Origin of the sequence: Actinosynnema sp. NPDC059797, from assembly GCF_042732085.1 — a bacterium.
GTDB lineage: Bacteria > Actinomycetota > Actinomycetes > Mycobacteriales > Pseudonocardiaceae > Actinosynnema.
This window is the reverse complement of sequence record NZ_JBHWIE010000038.1, coordinates 1-16,655: the sequence shown is the minus strand read 5'-3', so window position 1 is coordinate 16,655 and position 16,655 is coordinate 1. Positions and strand designations below refer to the sequence as shown.

Sequence of the window (16,655 nt, the reverse complement as noted above, 5' to 3'; positions counted from 1 at the left end):
CGGTGGGTGTGCGTTCGCTGCGATGCTCCCGCCGATGGCGGTCCGGGGGCCGGCGGCCGTCCGGCGGCGGTCAGTCGGCCGCCCCGGTGAACGTCGCCTGGTACCCCAGCGCGCCGAACATGCCGGTCAGCATCTTGCGGGTGTTCTCCTCGGCCCGCCCCACCAGCCCGGACTCCCGCGCCGCGTCGGAGATCTTCTGCTCGGCGGCCACGTAGAACGGCTGCTGGTCCTGCGTCTCGACGAGCGAGGCCAGGCGGTCGAGCAGGCCCCGTTCCTGCGTGAACACGTAGCACCGCTCCTGCGCCAGGTTCGGCTTGTCCAGCACCGCCGCCGGCAGCGCCAGCTCCACGGTCCTGGCCTCCTGCGACACCTTGAGCGAGTCCTCGGCCAGCCCGCCGAAGTCGACGTAGGCGTTGACCGTGCCGGCGGCCACGAACAGGGTCCGCTGCCCGGCCAGCGCGGACGGCACGAAGCGTACGTCGTGCTCGATGTCCAGCACGACCTGGAAGTCGCCCGCCGCCGCGTGGTACTGGCTCAGGTCGCGCAACGACTGGAGCAGCGCGGGCTGGCTCCGGTCGATCGTGTCCGTGCCGAACCGCGGCACCACCACGAAGACCGACACCAGGGCCGCGATCGCCGCCACCGCCACCACGCCCGCCACCACCGCACCCGTGCGCCGCTTCATGGCGCACGAGTACCCAGCGGGCGCTACCAGGGAACCCGCTTCCCGTCCCGGAAGAACCCGCCGGTGGGTCCGCCGTCGGGCAGCGTCGCCGCCCACACCACGCTCGCCGCGCCGTCCTCGACCGGCCGCCCGCCGGGCCCGCCCATGTCGGTGGCCACCCACCCCGGGCACACCGCGTTCACCAGGATCCCGCGCAGCTCACCGGCCAGCACCAGCGTCAACGCGTTCAGCGCGGCCTTCGACGTGCTGTACGCGGGCGTGCCGCCGCCCATCGACGCCAGCGACCCGCCCTCGCTGGACACGTTCACCACGCGGGCGCGCCGGGAGGCCCGCAGCAGCGGCAGCAGCGCCAGCACCGCTCGCCACGGCCCGTAGAAGTTCGTCTCCATGGCCTCGCGCACGACCCGCAGGTCGGCGGAGGACGCCCGCTGCCACGTGTCGTAGTGGATGGCCGCGTTGTTCACCAGCACGTCGAGGCGGCCGTACCGCTCGCCCAGGTACCCGGCCAGCGCCGCGACGGACCCGTCGTCGGTCACGTCCAGGCGGTGGTGGTCGACGCCCAGCCGGCCGGCGACCGCCTCGGCCTTCGCGGGGTCGCGCGCGGTGAGCACGACGTCGTGGCCGAGCGCGGCGAGTTGGCGGCACACCTCCCGCCCGATGCCGCGGTTCCCGCCCGTCACGACCGCCACCGGCGCCTCGCCCATGCCCGCCTCCGTCCCTCGGGCGGGATTCTCCGGCACGCCCGGGTGGGCGCGCACCCACCCGGGGACGACTAGGTCAAGTGCGCCGCGGGGTCGGGGATCAACCCGCAGGACGTGGTCGGGCGTCGCACCGCCGAGCGGCCGTCACAGGTCGTCCCACCACCAGGCGATGGTGGGCAGCGGCAGCGGGGCGGGATCGGCGTCGGCGGGCCCGTCGGCCCAGCCCGGGTGCACGAGGCCGCGGTAGCGGGGCACCCCGAAGGCCCAGTCGATGTTGCCCCGGATGGCGTGGCCCAGGCAGTCGAGGTGGATCCGCAGGGCGCCGCTGACCGGCCGGGCGGCGACGGCCTCGCGCAGCGCCAGGAACCGGCTCATCACCCGGTCCCGCAGGCGGAATGCCTCGTCCACGGCCTGGTCGGGGCGCAGGCGCCGGTGGTGGGCCAGCACGTTCACCAGGTTCTGGTCGGTGTGCGACTCCCGGACCTCCTTGTCGTAGGAGTGGAGGTCGTTGTCCCACGCCGCCACCAGGATCGCCATCTCGGTCAGCGCCCGGACCGCGGGCGAGTCCATCTCCGCGCCGGGCACCTCCGGTCCGTTGGCGATCTCCAGCAGCGCGATGGTCGGCGCGCCGCCGCACGTGTGCAGGCGCATGGCGGTGTAGTCGTCGAGGTCGGGCATGTGGCCTCGGGCGCGGTTGGCGACCTGCCACGCCGTCGCGAACAGCCACGCGCGGTGGGCGTCGGTGAAGCGCCGCGCCTGCGTGGGCGTGCGCAGCTCGTACATGCCGCGCACGATGTCCTGGGCGGCCCGCGCGTACCGGTCCTCCACCGCCTCGCACCACGGCGCGTCCATCGCCCGCTGCACGCGCGCCGCCATGGGCGGGAACGCCAGCGGGTCGTCGCTGAACCTGCCGCCGTCGCAACGCCGGTCGTCGAAGATGAACCCCCAGTACACCCACCGCACCGCGAGCCGGAGCCCGTCGTCGTCCGCGTAGGGCGCGAACCGGGCGAAGAAGTCGGCGCCGTTGGTCCGCAGCAAGCGCTTGCGCGCCTCGTCGTCGGCCGCCAGGCCGATGCGGTCGATCCAGGCGACGGCGTCGCGGTCCACCTCGGCCGCGCGGGGGTGCACCGCCTCGGGCACCGGGCAGTAGAACGGGCGCAGGCCGATGGGCGCCGGCGCGTCGGTGGCGGTCATGTGCTGCTCCTCGTGCGCTCGGCGCTCCCCGGGAGGAACGCGGCCACCGCGCGGGCGATCCCGGCGGCGTCCAGGTCGTGCAGGCGCAGGATGTCGGCGCGGGCACCGTGCGGCAGGAACTCGTGGGGCAGGCCCAGCACCCGCACCCGCCGGTCGGACCCGGCCGCGCGCAGCGCCTCCGCGACGCCCTCGCCGACACCGCCGCGGCGCACGCCGTCCTCCACGCACACCACCACCCGGTGCCCCTCGGCCAGCGCCACCAGCGCCGGGTCCACCGGCCACACCCAGCCCGGGTCGCACACGGTCACCCCGACGCCCTCGCCGTTGAGGCGCAGGGCCGCGGCGACCCCGTCGGCGGCGAGCCCGCCCGCGGTCACCAGCAGCACGTCCCGCCGCCACGACCGGTGCAGCACGTCCACCCCGCCGACCCGCTCCGCGGCGGGCACGTCCGCGGGCAGCGCGCCCTTGGGGAACCGCACCGCGGCCGGCCCGTCGAAGGCCACCGCCTCGTCCAGCAGCGCGCGCAACCGCGTGCCGTCCCGGGGCGCGGCGATCCGCATCCCGGGCACCACGCGCAGCAGCGCCAGGTCCCACGCGCCGTGGTGGCTGGCGCCGTCCTCGCCGGTGACGCCGGCCCGGTCGAGCACGAACGTCACCGGCAGGCGGTGCAGCGCCACGTCCAGCAGCACCTGGTCCACCGCCCTGGTGAGGAACGTCGAGTAGACCGCGACCAGCGGCCGCAGCCCGCCCATGGCCAGGCCCGCCGCGCACGTCACCGCGTGCTGCTCGGCGATGCCCACGTCGATCACCCGGTCGGGGAACGCCTCGGCGAACGCGGTCAGCCCGGTCGGGTGCAGCATGGCCGCGGTCAGGCACACCAGGTCCGGGTGCCGGTCGGCCAGCACGAGCAGGTGCTGCCCGAACACCGACGTCCACCCCGGGCCGCGGGCCGGCGCGGGCGGGCTCACCGCGTGCATGTGCTCGACCAGGTCGTCCTCGGCGGGCGGGTGGCCCATGCCCTTCTTGGTCGCGCAGTGCACCACCACGGGCCGCCGCAGGGCCTTGGCGGTCCGCAGCGCCTCCTCGACCCGCGCCACGTCGTGGCCGTCGACCGGTCCCAGGTAGCCGAGGCCCAGCTCGGTGAAGACGTTCGACGTGCGGCCCGCCCGCAGCTCCGCGAGGTGCGCGCCCACCGCCCCGGCCGTGGGGGAGTAGGAGCGGCCGTTGTCGTTGAGCACCACCACGACCGGCAGCGAGGACGAGCCGATGTTGTTCAACGCCTCCCACGCCATGCCGCCGGTGAGCGCGCCGTCGCCGACCACCGCCACCACGTGCCGGTCGTGCTCGCCGCGCAGCCGCGCCGCGCGGGCCAGGCCGTCCGCGTAGGACAGGGCGGTGGACGCGTGCGAGTTCTCCACCAGGTCGTGCGGCGACTCCGACCGGCTGGGGTAGCCGGACGGGCCGCCCTCGCGGCGCAGGTCGTCGAACGCGCCCGCGCGGCCGGTGAGCAGCTTGTGCGCGTAGGACTGGTGGCCGGTGTCGAACACGACCCGGTCGCGCGGCGAGCGGAACACCCGGTGCAGCGCCAGGGTCAGCTCCACCACGCCCAGGTTCGACCCGAGGTGCCCGCCGTTGCGGCTCACCACGTCGACCAGGCGGCGCCTCAGGGCGCGGGCCAGCTCGTCCAGCTCGGCGCGGGACAGCGCGGGCAGGTCGGCGTGCCCCACCGCGGGGCGGACCGGCGCGCGGGTGGCGCGGTGGAGAACGGCGTCGGTCATGGTCGCTCCTGGTGCCACGCGGGAAGCCGCCCGGAGAACCGGGACGAGGGCGAACGTGCCGGACGGTGTGGGGTGGTTCAAGCGGACGGGCGGGATTCACGCCAAGAGGTCCACCACGACCACACGGACGTGTGGGCTTGACTCCGCTCTTTCTGGGCAGGTGACGCTGCGTAGTGCACGAGAGCGGGGCCGCGCCACTGCACGGGGCGTATTTTCGGTGAAACCGCTGGTCGGCATTCCGGAATCGGCCCCGAACGGTGACGACGAGCCCGAGCACGCCCGACGGCGCGTCGGGCGGTGTTAGCTTCAGGGTGCCGGGCAGTGACCGTTCCCCACCGCGTGCTCCCGCACATCCCCCGGCCCGATCACGCCCGCGGAGGGGCCATGACCGTCATCGACGCCGCGCGCTGCGACCTGGACGGGGCCCGCGCGGAGGTGGACGCGGAGCTCGACCGCTTCCTGGACGACAAGGCGCGCGCCGCGCCGGACCCGTGCCTGCCGCCGCTGGTGGAGGTGCTGCGCGGGTTCGTCTCGGGCGGGAAGCGCCTGCGCCCGCTGTTCTGCCACGCCGGGTTCGTCGCCGCGGGCGGCGCGCCCGGCGACCCCGCCCCGGCGCTGACCGGCGCGGCCCTGGAGCTGTTCCACACCTTCGCGCTGGTGCACGACGACGTCATGGACCGCTCGGCGCTGCGCCGCGGCCGGCCGACCGTGCACCGGGTGCTGGCCGAGCGGCTCGGCGACGAGCGGGCCGGCACGAGCGCCGCGATCCTCCTGGGCGACCTGTGCTTCGCGTGGTCGGACGAGCTGCTGGACCTGGTGGACCTGGACCCGGCGCGGCGGCGCGGGGTCCGCGCCCTGCTGCACACCATGCGCACCGAGCTGATCGCCGGGCAGTACCTCGACCTGGCGCCGAGGACCCGCGACGCGGTCGACCCGGTGCGCGCCGCGCTGCGGGTGGTCCGGCTCAAGACCGCCCGGTACTCGGTGGAGCTGCCGCTGCGCGTGGGCACGGCCCTGGCCGGTGCGGACACCGCGCTGAAACGGGTGTGCGGGGCCTACGGCAGACCGGTCGGCGAGGCGTTCCAGCTGCGCGACGACCTGTTGGGCGTGTTCGGCGACCCGCACCTGACCGGCAAACCGGCCCTGGACGACCTCAGGGAGGGCAAGCGCACCGCGCTGATGGCGTTGGCGTGGCGGCAGGCCACCCCCGGGCAGCGGGAGGTGATCGCCGCCCTGCACGGCGCGCCGGACCTCGACGGCGAGCGGGCCGAGCGGCTGCGCGCGGTGGTGCGGGCGACCGGGGCCGCGGACCGGGTGGAGCGGATGATCGAGGTGCGCGCGCAGCGGGCGCTGGCCGCCGTGCGCACCGCCGCCCTGGCCCCCGCGGCCAAGCCGCTGCTGACCGAGCTGGTCGCCCTGGCGACCAGGCGCGGGAGGTGAGGCGCTGACGGCGGACCGGGAGTTCACGCTGCGGGCGGTCGACCCGCACGAGGCGCACGGCACGCGCCAGGTGCTCAAGGGCGTCGAGTTCGGCCTGCAGCAGGGGGCTGCCGCGCGTGCCGGCCGGCGAGCCGAAGCCCCGAACCCCCGGTCCGGTCGAGCCCTTTCGGCGTCGGTGGCGTCGGCGCGTCCGGAGTGCGGATAGGGACGCTTCGGCGGGGTAATAACCCCTACATGCAGAGGGCTGACGGCAGGCGACCGGACGGGGTGGACGACGCGACGGTCGAGGCGGTGGGCGCGTTGACCGAGGCGCTGGAGACCACCGAGCGGGCGCGGGGGCACCTGTTCTCGTTCCACCAGTTGACCGGCAAGGCGGACGCGGAGGCGCAGCGGGCCGTGCGGCTGCTGCGCGAGGCGGGGCACGCCGAGCAGGCCGACCGGCTGGAGGCCGAGCTGGTCGGGCGCAACGTGATCCACGGCCGGTGGACGTTCCAGCTCGTCGAGGACTACGACGAGGGCTACTACCGCGTGTTCCGGGAGTGCGAGCGGTCGGTGCGGGACGAACTGGCGGGCGGCGTCCGCCACCTGTACGAGTCCGAGCTGAAGGAGCGCAACACCACCCCCAACCACCCGGGCCACGAACTGAACCCCTAACCCCGCGTGTCCTCCACTAGGACACCGCGTGTCCTCCACTCCGGCACCGCGAGTCGTACGTACAGACCTGCCGTGTCGTACGTTCGCGACCCCTGAGTTCAGCGTTCGCGACGCCCTCGCCCGGCTCGAGGGCGTCGCGAACGCTGAACTCGCGTGTCCTGGACGTACGACTCGCGGGTTCTGGAGGTACGACTCGCGGTGTCCCAGTGGAGGACACGTGGTGCCGGAGTGGAGGACACGCGCGGGGGTCAGGGGCGTTTGGACTGGTCGCGGTTCAGCAGGCGGCGGGCGCGCAGGGCGATCTCCAGGGTCAGGCGCTCCTCCGGGTCGGCCAGGCGGTCGCCGAGCAGCTCCTCCAGCTGGTGCATGCGGTAGCGCACGGTCTGCGGGTGCACGTCGAGGCGCGAGGCGATCTCGCCGATGCCGCCCCGCGTCTCCAGCCACGCCAGCAGCGTGGTCTCCAGCCGCTCGCGCTGCTTCACCGTCAGCCCGGCGAACGCGGCCAGCGCCCGTTCGCTCAGCCGGCCCACCAGGAACTCGTCGGACAGCAGCGCCAGCGTGGCCAGGTGGTCGTCGCACCAGGTCAGCGGCGTGACGGGCAGCAGGCCCCGCCGCACCAGGCCCAGTGCGCGCCGGGCGCACGCCAGCGACTGCCGCGCCTCGGCCAGCGCCACCACCGGTCCCACCGCCGCCCGCCGCCCGCGCAGGTCCAGCTCCACCCGGCCCACCGGGTTGGCGACCACCAGGCACGGCGTCGAGCTCTCCAGGTCCACCAGCACGTCCCGGCCGAGCGCCACCGGCGGGAGCTGGTGCTGGTCCTCCCGGTACTCCAGGGCCACCACGGCGACCCGCTCGGGCAGCGGCCAGTCCGTGGTCGCGGCGAGGTCCGCGACGGAGCGCGCGGACGCCGGCTGGTCGGCCAGCACCAGCTTGAGGAGCTGCCGCCGCCTGCGCTCCAGCGCGCCGCTGGCGTTGGCCTGCGCCTCGGCGTACCCGGCGATGGCCACCCGGCACAGCTCGTCGACCCACGCGAAGATCGCGTCGCCCACCAGGAACAGCGTGTCGGTCGGCACCCCCAGCTCGCGCCCCTGCTCGCTCAGGTGCCGCCACACCACGCGCGCCCCGACCCGCACGGCGGTCTGGAGGGAGTCCATGGTGCGGCCTTCGAGGTACTCGATCCGGCCGCTGTAGCGCAGCACGGCCTCCCAGTCGGCCTGCGCCGCATCGGGGTTGACGATGATGTCGAAGCACTTCGAGATCGCCATCTCGACCGAGCCGACCAGGACCTCGCGGAACTTGCCCTCCAGGGGCTGCGCGTACGCGGGCACCGCCCGGCGGATCTCCCGCACCGCGTCGCGCACCAGGACGCCCGACAGCGGCGCCATCCGCTCGGCCAACTCGGTCGGGATGCTCGCCCAGAGCTGCCGCGCCGCGCTGAACTCGCTCGTCGGGCCGTGCTCGCCGTGGGCCGCCGGTCTGGTCGCCGTGCCGCCGGGGAACGTCCGCTGTCGCGCCAACCCGTTCAGTGAGATCGTCATGCTGCCGCCTCCGCATGCCGAAGCACCGCCTTGGGACTTCGCCCGATCGACACTAAAATCAGCCGTCACGGGGTGTCAAATACTCTTTCCGCCGCCTTGACTCCGTTCACTCTTTCGAGTGAGGGAAAACCTTGTAGCCCGGTCACAACTCCGGTCCGCGGAACGTGCACGCCGGTGATAAATCACGCCTGCCTCCTGGACGGGCGATCGGCGGTTAATGCACTGTGCATTATCTCTGCCACATTTACCCCGGAGGTGCCTTTTGCGAAAGATGTTCTCGTATTCGTTGGTCACGGTGGCGTTGACCGCCGCGCTGACCACCGCGCCGACCGGCTTGACGCCGATGGGCGCCGGGTTCGGCGCGGCGCCCCCCGCCGCGACCGGTATCGCCGACGGGGTTTTCGCCGAACCCGACCCCGGGTTCTACGAGCCGCCGAACCCGTTGCCCGCCGCCGCGCCCGGCGACGTCCTCCGCGCCCGCGCCTCACAAGCGGGCGCCGTGCGCGCCACCGCCCGCGCCTGGCAGGTCATGTACCGGTCCACGGACGCGCTCGGCCGCCCCAACGCGGTGGTCGGCACCGTCCTGGTGCCGAGGTCGGTCGACCCGGCGACCGCGCCCATCGTCGCGTTCGCGGTCGGCACGCACGGCCCCGCGTTCCGGTGCGCGCCCTCCGAGATGCTGCGCATCGGCGCCCTCTACGAGCAGCCCGCGGTCAACGACCTGCTCAACGCGGGCTACGCGGTCGCCGTCACCGACTACGAGGGGTACCGGCCCGACCCCCGGACCACCTACGTCACCGGCCGCTCCGAGGGGCACGCCGTGATCGACGTGGTCCGGGCCGCCCAGCGGCTGCCCGACGCCGGGCTGTCGGCGACCGCGCCGGTCGTGTTCCGCGGCTACTCGCAGGGCGGCGGCGCGGCCATGTGGGCGGGCCAGCTGCACCCGGCGTACGCGCCCGAGCTGCGCCTGGTCGGCGTGGTCGGCGGCGGCGTGCCCGCGGACCTCGTGCAGGTCGCCCTGCCGCTGGACGGCCGCAAGGGCTTCGGCCTGCTCGCGTACTCGCTGATCGGCCTGGACAACGCCTACCCGGAGCTGGACCTGGAGGACTACCTGACCGAGGCGGGCCGGGCGGCGTTCGACCGGATGCGGCGCGAGGCCTGCACGCTCGAACTGCTCGTGGACTACCGCGACCACCGGCTCGCCGACTACACCACGTCGAGCCCGGTGCTCACCCCGCCGTGGCTGGCGCGCGTGCGGGAGAACCAGCTCGGCGGCGAGCCGATCCGCGTGCCCGTGCACCAGTACCACGCCACGGGTGACGACCTGGTCGACTTCGCCCAGGCCAGGGCGTTGCGCGACACGTACTGCCGACTGGGTGCCCAGGTCGACTGGAGGACCTACGACACCGACCACATCACCGCCGTCCACCGGGGCGGCGCGGCGGCCCTGGCGTTCACCGCGGACCGGTTCGCGGGCCGCCCGGCCACGTCCACCTGCTGATGGCCGGTGCACGGCGGAGACCGCCGCGGTGGGGCGCGGCGGTCTCCGGTCCCCGGGAGGGTGCCGGCCGGTCCGGGAGGGGCGCCGCCGGTCCGGGAGGGGTGTGGTGTCAGGCGGGCCTGGCGGTGAGGGCCAGGTCGATCGTGTTGTCGGGACCGGCGGTGAGGCCGCTGATCAGGTCGTTGAACAGGCCGCAGCCGGTCAGCGGCGGGATGGTGTACGTGCCGGACAGCCGGCCGCCGGTGAGCGGGTCGAACCCGGGCGCGGAGGTCAGGTCGATGCTCGCGGGCGCGCTGGTGCGGCAGGTGGGCTCGTTGCTGATCGGGATGCCGAACGCGGTGACCGTCGGCAGCTTGATGGTGACCTTCGAGTTCGACTTCACGCTGCCCGCGCTGAGCGTGCCGGTGGTCTTGCCCTCGGGCACGAACTCGATCTTGGACTCGACCGGCAGGAACCCGAGCACGGTGAACCTGCCCGAGGTCGGCGGCAGCGCCAGGTCGCCGGTGAACCTGCCGGTGGCCAGCTCCAGGTCGGCGTCGAGCCCGCCGGGGCCGAGCTTCACCGAGCCGCCCAGCTTCTTGATCGTCGACGAGCCGTCCAGCGCGTAGGAGTACTTGATGCCGCCCGGCGGGGTGGTCGTGGTGGTCGTCGGCTGGGTGGTCGTCGTGGTCGTGGTGGTGGTGGTCGTCGTGGTGGTCGTGGTCGGGCCGCCGCCCGACACCTCGAACCGGATCAGCTCCGCGTCCTGGCCGGGGTTCAGGGTGCAGTTCGAGGTGAACGTGCCCAGGCCGGTCTCGGTGCCGTCGGCCCGCTTCGGGGTCAACGTGGTGGCGTAGTCGCCGACCGTCACGGTCGTCGTGCCGGCCCGGGGGATGACCGCGGTGGGCACGGCCCCGCTCGCGACCACGTCGAACGCGCCCTGCGCGGGCACCGGTGTCCTCGGCACGGTCAGGCCGGGGATGGCGATGCCCAGCGAGGCGCCCGCGTTGTCCAGCGTCACGCCCGCCTCGGCGGAGCCCTCCACGGTCGCGGCGCCGACCAGCGCCAGGCCCTGCGTCGCGGTCGCCGGCACGGTCACCGTGGCGGAGAAGCCGGTCGTCCTCAGCTCGCCGCCCACCGCGGCGGGCGTGTCGATGGTGGCGCGGATGCGGGTCGCCATCTGCTGGTTGCCGATCAGCGGGAACGGGCAGGTGAACATCAGCGTCTTGTCCACCTGGACGGGGGCCGCGGCGCCGGTGCCGACGGCCGTCAGCAGCCCGGCCACGACGAGCCCGGTCGTCACGCCCGCGGCCAGTGTCGTCTTCAACCTCACGGGTGTTCCTTCCTCGAAATCGCAGAATCTGCGGAATCTGCCGGAAATATGCCGACCGGCGGAAGTTAACGAGCGCCGAGGTGAGCGGGCAAGACCTGTCCGGAAAACCCGCGAAACCCGATAAAAAGCGAGGCGAACATTGAGCGCCACCGATTCGCGCCGCTCACGGGAGGACAAGAACGCGTGCCGGAGGACTCGTATTCGTGCGAAGAAACCGGGTGGGCGGGGCGGCGGGGTTCCGGGGCGTCGGGCGGGAAGTGCCTTGTTAGGCTGGCCGCCGTGCGGAAGACGATCTTGATCACCGGGGCGAGCGCCGGCCTGGGCGCGGAGATGGCCCGCCAGTTCGCCGCGCTCGGCCGCGACCTCGCGCTGTGCGCGCGCCGCACCGACCAGCTCGACGAGCTGCGCCGCGAGCTGGTCGCCGCCCACCCCGGGATCAGGGTGTCGACGCGGCGGCTCGACGTGACCGACCACGACGCGGTGTTCGAGGTGTTCCGGTCGTTCGACGAGGAGTTCGGGGGAGGGGCGGCCGGAGGGCCGGGCGGGGGGTCGGGCGGGCTGGACCGGGTCGTGGTCAACGCCGGCATCGGCGAGGGCAGGCCCGTGGGCACGGGCGGCTTCCACGCCAACAGGCGCACCGCCGAGACGAACTTCGTGGCCGCGCTGGCGCAGTGCGAGGCCGCGATGGAGCTGTTCTACCGCCGGGGCCGGGGCCACCTGGTGCTGATCTCGTCGGTCAGCGCCGTGCGGGGCATGCCGAAGTCCATGGCCACCTACGCCGCCACCAAGGCGGCCGTGTCGTCACTGGCCGAGGGCATCCGGGCGGACACCCTCGGCACCCCGATCGAGGTCAGCGCGATCCTGCCCGGCTACATCCGGTCGGAGATGAACCCCGAGGAACGCGCGCCGCTGCTGGTGGACACGGCGGTGGGCGTGCGGGCGATGGTGCGGGCGATCGAACGTGAGGCCGCCGAGGCGTGCGTGCCCGCGTGGCCGTGGCGCCTGATCGCACCCGTGCTGCGCCACGCGCCGTTGCGGCTGGTCAAGCGCGTGCTCTAGGCGTCCTCCTCTTCCTTCTCCTCGCCGCGGCGGCGCAGGAACGAGAAGCCGGGGATGCCGAGGATCGCCTGCTTCATGTCCTTGGTGACCTCCAGCAGCTGGTGGATCTCCGGGCCGACCTTGTCCAGCGTGGTCAGGATCGGCAGCACGTCCTCCATGATGTGCTTGGTCAGCACCGGGAGCTGGTCCACCAGCTCGATCGCGGCGTCCACCTCGTGCGGCGACAGGTCGTGCACGAAGCGCTGCGCCAGCGGGTGCGCCTGCCGCGCCAGCGGCGCGTAGTCGTCCATCAGCTCGCGCGACACCCGGGCGGTCCGGGCGACGTCGGCGGTGATGCCGTCCGCCGAGGCGGTGACCGCCTTCGCCCGCTCGACCAGGGCCTCGGTCTCGTCCAGCACGCGCTCGGTGCGCGCGACCAGCCCGTCGGCCCGGCGGACCACGGACTCGGCCGCGCCGAGCAGGTCCAGCACCCGGCCGGGCACGGCCACGGCGGTCTCCACGGTGGTCCTCGCCAGTGAGAACAGGGCGCGCGGCGTCAGCTCCATGCCCACCACTCTGCCGTACCGGGACGTGCCGGGCTCGCCCGTGATCCTCGAACGTCGCCCCGCCAGAGGACCGGAGGTGGTCAGGCCGGCACTTCCTCCGGCACTCCCTCCTCCGCGAACTGCGTCCGGTACAGCTCCTCGTAGCGCCCACCCGCGGCGAGCAGGTCCGCGTGCGTGCCCCGCTCCACCACCCGGCCGTCCTCCACCACCAGGATCAGGTCCGCCGCCCGGATCGTCGACAGCCGGTGCGCGATGACCACCGCCGTCCGCCCGTCCAGCGCCTCGCCCAGCGCGGCCTGCACCGCGGCCTCCGAGGTGGAGTCCAGGTGCGCCGTGGCCTCGTCCAGGATCACCACGCGCGGCTTGGCCAGCAGCAGCCGGGCGATCGTCAACCGCTGCCGCTCACCGCCGGACAGCCGGTAGCCCCGCTCGCCGACCACGGTGTCCAGCCCGTCCGGCAGCGACTCCACCAGGTCGGCCAGCCGCGCCCGCCGCAGCACCTCCCACAGCTCCTCCTCGGTCGCCGACGGCTGCGCCAGCAGCAGGTTCGACCTGATCGACTCGTGGAACAGGTGACCGTCCTGGGTCACCATGCCCAGCACGTCCCGGACCGAGTCGGCGGTCAGGTCGCGCACGTCCACGCCGGACAGCCGCACCGCGCCCGAGTCCACGTCGTAGAGCCGGGGCAGCAGCGAGGCGATCGTGGACTTCCCCGCGCCCGACGAGCCGACCAGCGCCACCACCTGGCCCGGCTCGGCCCGGAAGCTGACGTCGTGCAGCACCTCGGCGCCGCCCCGCGTGTCCAGCACCGCCACCTCCTCCAGCGACGCCAGGGAGACCTTGTCGGCCGACGGGTAGGCGAACCGGACGTTCTCGAACTCCACCGAGACGGGGCCGTCGGGCACCTGCCGCGCGTCGGGCTTCTCCGTGATCAGCGGCTCCAGGTCGAGCACCTCGAACACCCGCTCGAAGCTCACCAGCGCGCTCATCACCTCGACCCGCGCGCTGGCGAGGGCCGTGAGCGGGGCGTACAGCCTGGTCAGCAGGAGGGCGAGCGCGACCACCGAACCCGGGTCCAGCTCCCCGCGCAGCGCGTAGAACCCGCCCAGGCCGTAGACCAGGGCCAGCGCCAGCGCCGACACCAGCGTCAACGCGGTGAGGAACACCGTCTGCACCATCGCCGAGCGCACCCCGATGTCCCGCACCCGCCGTGCCCGGACCTCGAACTCCCCCGACTCGTGGGCGGGCCGCCCGAACAGCTTCACCAGCGTCGCGCCCGGCGCCGAGAACCGCTCGGTCATCTGGGTGCTCATCGTCGCGTTGTGGTTGGCCGCCTCGCGCTCCAGCCGCGCCAGTCGGGAACCCATCCGCCGCGCGGGCACCACGAACACCGGCAGCAGGACCAGCGCGAGCAGGGTGATCTGCCACGACAGGCCGATCATCACGACGAGGGTCAGCACCAGCATGACCACGTTGCCCGCCACGCCCGCGAGCGTGTCGCTGAACGCCCGCTGCGCCCCGATCACGTCGTTGTTGAGCCGGCTCACCAGCGCCCCGGTCCGGGTGCGGGTGAAGAAGGCGATGGGCATCCGCTGCACGTGGTCGAAGACGGTCGTCCGCAGGTCCAGGATCAGGTCCTCGCCTATGCTCGCGGACAACCACCTGGTCAGCAGGCCCAGCGCCGCCTCGGCCACCGCGATGCCCGCGATGACGCCGGCCAGCCCGAGGACGACCCCGGTGGCCGAGCCGTTGACGATCGCGTCCACGACCCGCCCGGCCAGCACGGGCGTCACCACCGCCAGCACCGCCATGACCACGCTGAGCGCCAGGTACTGGAACAGCCGGGTCCGGCGCGGCCGCGCGAAGGCCCAGATGCGGCGGAGAGTGGCGGCGGAGAAGGGCCGTTTGTCGTCTTGGGCGTTCGTGACGTGGTACAGCGACATCCAGGCGGTGGTTTCCATGTCCATGGGCGGAACGCTAAGACCTGGAGTTGAGTGGAGGTCAACGGGTTTTCGGCTTTTCGGCCAAGTCGGGAATGGGGGCAGGGGGAGGGGCGTTGAGAGGGGGAGGACTGTCAGCACTGGATGTGCGTGGCTGTGCGCACCCGGCACGAGCACTGGCTGTGCGCACTTGTACGAGCACTAGGGGAGGCACGACGTGGCGCTGGATCCGGAGGAGTTGTTCGAAGTCGACTCCGACGTCCCGGACCTGACCGGAGCGGTGCTGCTGCACCACTTCGACGGCTTCATGGACGCCGGTGCGGCCGGTTCGGTGCTGGTCAACCACCTGCTGGAGACGCACGAGCACCGCGTGATCGCCCGGTTCGACGTCGACGGGCTGATCGACTACCGCGCCCGTCGGCCGACGATGACCTACGCCACCGACCGGTGGGAGGACTACGCCGCGCCCGAGCTGGTGGTCCACCTGCTGCACGACGCGGTGGGCACGCCGTTCCTGGTGATGACCGGACCGGAGCCGGACCGCAGGTGGGAGGCGGTGGTCGCCGGGATCCGGTCGCTGGTCGAGCGCTGGGGCGTGCGGCTCGCCGTCAGCTTCCACGGCATCCCGATGGGGGTGCCCCACACCCGCAAGCTGTCCGTGATCTCGCACGCGACCAGGCCCGAGCTGGTGGTGGAGAAGTCGCCGTTCAACCGGGTGCAGGTGCCGGGGAACCTGTCGGCGCTGCTGGAGCTGCGCCTCGGGCAGGCCGGGCACGACGCCATGGGGTTCGCGGCTTACGTGCCGCACTACCTGTCCCAGAGCACGTACCCGGCGGCGGCGCTGGGGCTGCTGGAGTCGATCACGAGGTCGACGGGGTTGGCGCTGCCGGCCGGGGCCGTCCAGGAGGCCTCGCGGCGGACGGATGCCGAGATCGCTCGCCAGGTGGCGGAGTCGGCCGAGATCGCGCAGGTCGTCGAGGCGTTGGAGCGTCAGTACGACGCGTTCGCGGAGGCGTCGGAGAACCTGCTGGTGTCGGGGGACGAGCCGTTGCCCAGCGCTGATGAGATCGGGGCCGAGTTCGAGCGGTTCCTGGCTGATCAGCAGCGCGACGTCTAGTCGACGTCTAGATGTAGAGGTCTGCCAGGAGTTCGTACGAGGTGAGCAGGGCCGTTCGGTCGTGCGTGCTGGTGGTGACGAGGACTTCGTCGGCGGCGGTGTGCTCGACCAGGGCGTCCAGGGCTTTGGCCACCTCGGTGGGGGTGCCGTGGACGTGCCCCTCCAGGGACTGCTCGAAGAGGGCGCGCTCCCGGGGGGTCATGGGGGTGGCCCGGATCTCGGCCGGGGTGGCCAGGGGCGGGAATTCGCCCCTGGTGCGGGAGTGCGCCATGGCCCAGGCCTCCGGGATCAGGAGTTCTCGCGCTTCGGCGGTCGTCGGCGCCACGGCGACGGTGGTGGAGACCACCGTGTAGGGGGATGACGCCCAGGGGGACGGGCGGAACTCGGCGCGGTAGGTGTTGATCGCGTCGAGCAGCGCCCGTTCGCCCCGGAAGGTGCCGATGACCAGCGGCAGGCCGTGCTCGGCGGCTGTCCTGGCGCTGGCGCCGGTGGCCAGGACGAAGGGCTGCGGGCGGAGACCGGGGGCCGGGTAGGCGCGCACCGGGTTCTCGTCCGTGAAGTAGGCGAGCAGTTCCCGGAGTTTCGGGACGAAGGTGTCGGCGTCCTCCTTGGGGTGGCCCAGGGCTTTGCGGACCTCGTTGGTGAAGCCCACGGATTTGCCCAGGCCCAGGTCGATCCGGCCCGGGAAGAGGGATTCCAGCACGCCGAATTGTTCGGCGGTGAGGATGGGTTGGTGGTTGGGCAGCATCACGCCGCCGGTGCCCACGCGGATGGTCTTGGTGGCGGCGGCGACGGCCGCGGCCAGGACGGTGGGGGCCGAGCCCGCCACGCCGGGGACGCCGTGGTGCTCGGAGACCCAGAAGCGGTGGTAGCCGAGGGCTTCCGCGTGCTGGGCGAAGGTGGTGGTGTCCCGCAGGGCTTCGGCGGGGGTGTGGCCGGAGCGGGTGCGGGAGCGATCCAGCACGGAGAGCTTCACGTTGGGGTCAACGTGGGGGGTGGGGTGGGGATTCCTTGTGGTGTGGCGGGCTTTTGAAGATCAAGAGATTAAGAGCGGTCGCTCGCCGCTGGGCAGGCCTCCGGGGAGGAAAAGCAACTTGCTGCTCGTGGTCTCCCCGTATGGCCTGCCTGAGGCAACCACACTCCGCAAGGGGTGCCGAGGGGGGGGTACCCATTAAACTCGCGGTATGGCTG

14 protein-coding genes are annotated in these 16,655 nt (G+C 73.4%); 5 read left to right on the top strand and 9 right to left on the bottom strand.

Translation table 11 applies throughout. The annotated features are described in order from the left end of the window. Window positions 1-70: 70 nt before the first annotated feature. From ACFV4N_RS13195 to ACFV4N_RS13180, 4 genes are all read right to left on the bottom strand, one after another. The gene (locus tag ACFV4N_RS13195) at window positions 71-685 is read right to left on the bottom strand and encodes a DUF4230 domain-containing protein (protein ID WP_499672739.1); all 615 of its coding nucleotides are present in this window, start codon (window positions 683-685) and stop codon (window positions 71-73) included. A 23-nt stretch (window positions 686-708) separates the two neighbouring features. Beyond that, window positions 709-1,389, bottom strand: a complete 681-nt coding sequence (locus tag ACFV4N_RS13190) for an SDR family oxidoreductase (protein ID WP_499672738.1) — start codon at window positions 1,387-1,389, stop codon at window positions 709-711. A gap of 141 nt (window positions 1,390-1,530) precedes the next feature. Further along, the gene (locus ACFV4N_RS13185) at window positions 1,531-2,580 is read right to left on the bottom strand and encodes a terpene synthase family protein (protein ID WP_499672737.1); all 1,050 of its coding nucleotides are present in this window, start codon (window positions 2,578-2,580) and stop codon (window positions 1,531-1,533) included. Beyond that, window positions 2,577-4,358, bottom strand: coding sequence for a 1-deoxy-D-xylulose-5-phosphate synthase (locus ACFV4N_RS13180; RefSeq protein ID WP_499672736.1), 1,782 nt, complete (start codon window positions 4,356-4,358; stop codon window positions 2,577-2,579). Before ACFV4N_RS13180 ends, ACFV4N_RS13185 begins: the two co-directional genes overlap by 4 nt. A gap of 384 nt (window positions 4,359-4,742) precedes the next feature. On the opposite strand from ACFV4N_RS13180, the gene ACFV4N_RS13175 reads away from it, so the two are divergent. Next, entirely contained in the window at window positions 4,743-5,798 is a 1,056-nt protein-coding gene (locus ACFV4N_RS13175) for a polyprenyl synthetase family protein (RefSeq protein ID WP_499672735.1), read from the top strand. Between the two features lie 234 nt (window positions 5,799-6,032). Continuing rightward, complete coding sequence (locus ACFV4N_RS13170; protein WP_499672734.1) at window positions 6,033-6,452, top strand: hypothetical protein; 420 nt, start codon at window positions 6,033-6,035, stop codon at window positions 6,450-6,452. A 248-nt stretch (window positions 6,453-6,700) separates the two neighbouring features. On the opposite strand, the gene ACFV4N_RS13165 is transcribed toward ACFV4N_RS13170, so the two are convergent. Next, on the bottom strand, window positions 6,701-7,990 hold the full coding sequence (locus ACFV4N_RS13165; RefSeq protein WP_499672733.1) for a PucR family transcriptional regulator: 1,290 nt from the start codon (window positions 7,988-7,990) through the stop codon (window positions 6,701-6,703). Between the two features lie 343 nt (window positions 7,991-8,333). On the opposite strand from ACFV4N_RS13165, the gene ACFV4N_RS13160 reads away from it, so the two are divergent. Then, window positions 8,334-9,491 carry a lipase family protein gene (locus ACFV4N_RS13160; protein WP_499672767.1) on the top strand — a complete coding sequence of 386 codons (1,158 nt, stop codon included), beginning with the start codon at window positions 8,334-8,336 and terminating at the stop codon, window positions 9,489-9,491. A gap of 109 nt (window positions 9,492-9,600) precedes the next feature. Here ACFV4N_RS13160 and ACFV4N_RS13155 read toward each other — a convergent pair whose 3' ends face one another. Continuing rightward, complete coding sequence (locus ACFV4N_RS13155) at window positions 9,601-10,803, bottom strand: DUF6801 domain-containing protein (RefSeq protein WP_499672732.1); 1,203 nt, start codon at window positions 10,801-10,803, stop codon at window positions 9,601-9,603. Between the two features lie 279 nt (window positions 10,804-11,082). On the opposite strand from ACFV4N_RS13155, the gene ACFV4N_RS13150 reads away from it, so the two are divergent. Next, on the top strand, window positions 11,083-11,862 hold the full coding sequence (locus ACFV4N_RS13150; RefSeq protein ID WP_499672731.1) for an SDR family oxidoreductase: 780 nt from the start codon (window positions 11,083-11,085) through the stop codon (window positions 11,860-11,862). On the opposite strand, the gene ACFV4N_RS13145 is transcribed toward ACFV4N_RS13150, so the two are convergent. Then, window positions 11,859-12,407, bottom strand: a complete 549-nt coding sequence (locus ACFV4N_RS13145; protein ID WP_499672730.1) for a hypothetical protein — start codon at window positions 12,405-12,407, stop codon at window positions 11,859-11,861. The two genes, ACFV4N_RS13150 and ACFV4N_RS13145, sit on opposite strands and share 4 nt — an antisense overlap. Before the next feature lie 80 nt (window positions 12,408-12,487). Next, on the bottom strand, window positions 12,488-14,350 hold the full coding sequence (locus ACFV4N_RS13140; RefSeq protein WP_499672766.1) for an ABC transporter ATP-binding protein: 1,863 nt from the start codon (window positions 14,348-14,350) through the stop codon (window positions 12,488-12,490). A 214-nt stretch (window positions 14,351-14,564) separates the two neighbouring features. On the opposite strand from ACFV4N_RS13140, the gene ACFV4N_RS13135 reads away from it, so the two are divergent. Next, window positions 14,565-15,464 carry a proteasome assembly chaperone family protein gene (locus tag ACFV4N_RS13135; protein WP_499672729.1) on the top strand — a complete coding sequence of 300 codons (900 nt, stop codon included), beginning with the start codon at window positions 14,565-14,567 and terminating at the stop codon, window positions 15,462-15,464. A gap of 7 nt (window positions 15,465-15,471) precedes the next feature. Here ACFV4N_RS13135 and ACFV4N_RS13130 read toward each other — a convergent pair whose 3' ends face one another. Beyond that, complete coding sequence (locus tag ACFV4N_RS13130; RefSeq protein ID WP_499672728.1) at window positions 15,472-16,428, bottom strand: LLM class flavin-dependent oxidoreductase; 957 nt, start codon at window positions 16,426-16,428, stop codon at window positions 15,472-15,474. Between the last annotated feature and the right edge of the window lie 227 nt (window positions 16,429-16,655).

What these genes read in the sequence shown, in the direction of transcription:
- ACFV4N_RS13195 (WP_499672739.1), bottom strand. Translation starts at nt 685, where the DNA reads ATGAAGCGGCGCACGGGTGCGGTGGTGGCGGGCGTGGTGGCGGTGGCG.
- ACFV4N_RS13190 (WP_499672738.1), bottom strand. Translation starts at nt 1,389, where the DNA reads ATGGGCGAGGCGCCGGTGGCGGTCGTGACGGGCGGGAACCGCGGCATC.
- ACFV4N_RS13185 (WP_499672737.1), bottom strand. Translation starts at nt 2,580, where the DNA reads ATGACCGCCACCGACGCGCCGGCGCCCATCGGCCTGCGCCCGTTCTAC.
- ACFV4N_RS13180 (WP_499672736.1), bottom strand. Translation starts at nt 4,358, where the DNA reads ATGACCGACGCCGTTCTCCACCGCGCCACCCGCGCGCCGGTCCGCCCC.
- ACFV4N_RS13175 (WP_499672735.1), top strand. Translation starts at nt 4,743, where the DNA reads ATGACCGTCATCGACGCCGCGCGCTGCGACCTGGACGGGGCCCGCGCG.
- ACFV4N_RS13170 (WP_499672734.1), top strand. Translation starts at nt 6,033, where the DNA reads ATGCAGAGGGCTGACGGCAGGCGACCGGACGGGGTGGACGACGCGACG.
- ACFV4N_RS13165 (WP_499672733.1), bottom strand. Translation starts at nt 7,990, where the DNA reads ATGACGATCTCACTGAACGGGTTGGCGCGACAGCGGACGTTCCCCGGC.
- ACFV4N_RS13160 (WP_499672767.1), top strand. Translation starts at nt 8,334, where the DNA reads ATGGGCGCCGGGTTCGGCGCGGCGCCCCCCGCCGCGACCGGTATCGCC.
- ACFV4N_RS13145 (WP_499672730.1), bottom strand. Translation starts at nt 12,407, where the DNA reads ATGGAGCTGACGCCGCGCGCCCTGTTCTCACTGGCGAGGACCACCGTG.
- ACFV4N_RS13140 (WP_499672766.1), bottom strand. Translation starts at nt 14,350, where the DNA reads ATGTCGCTGTACCACGTCACGAACGCCCAAGACGACAAACGGCCCTTC.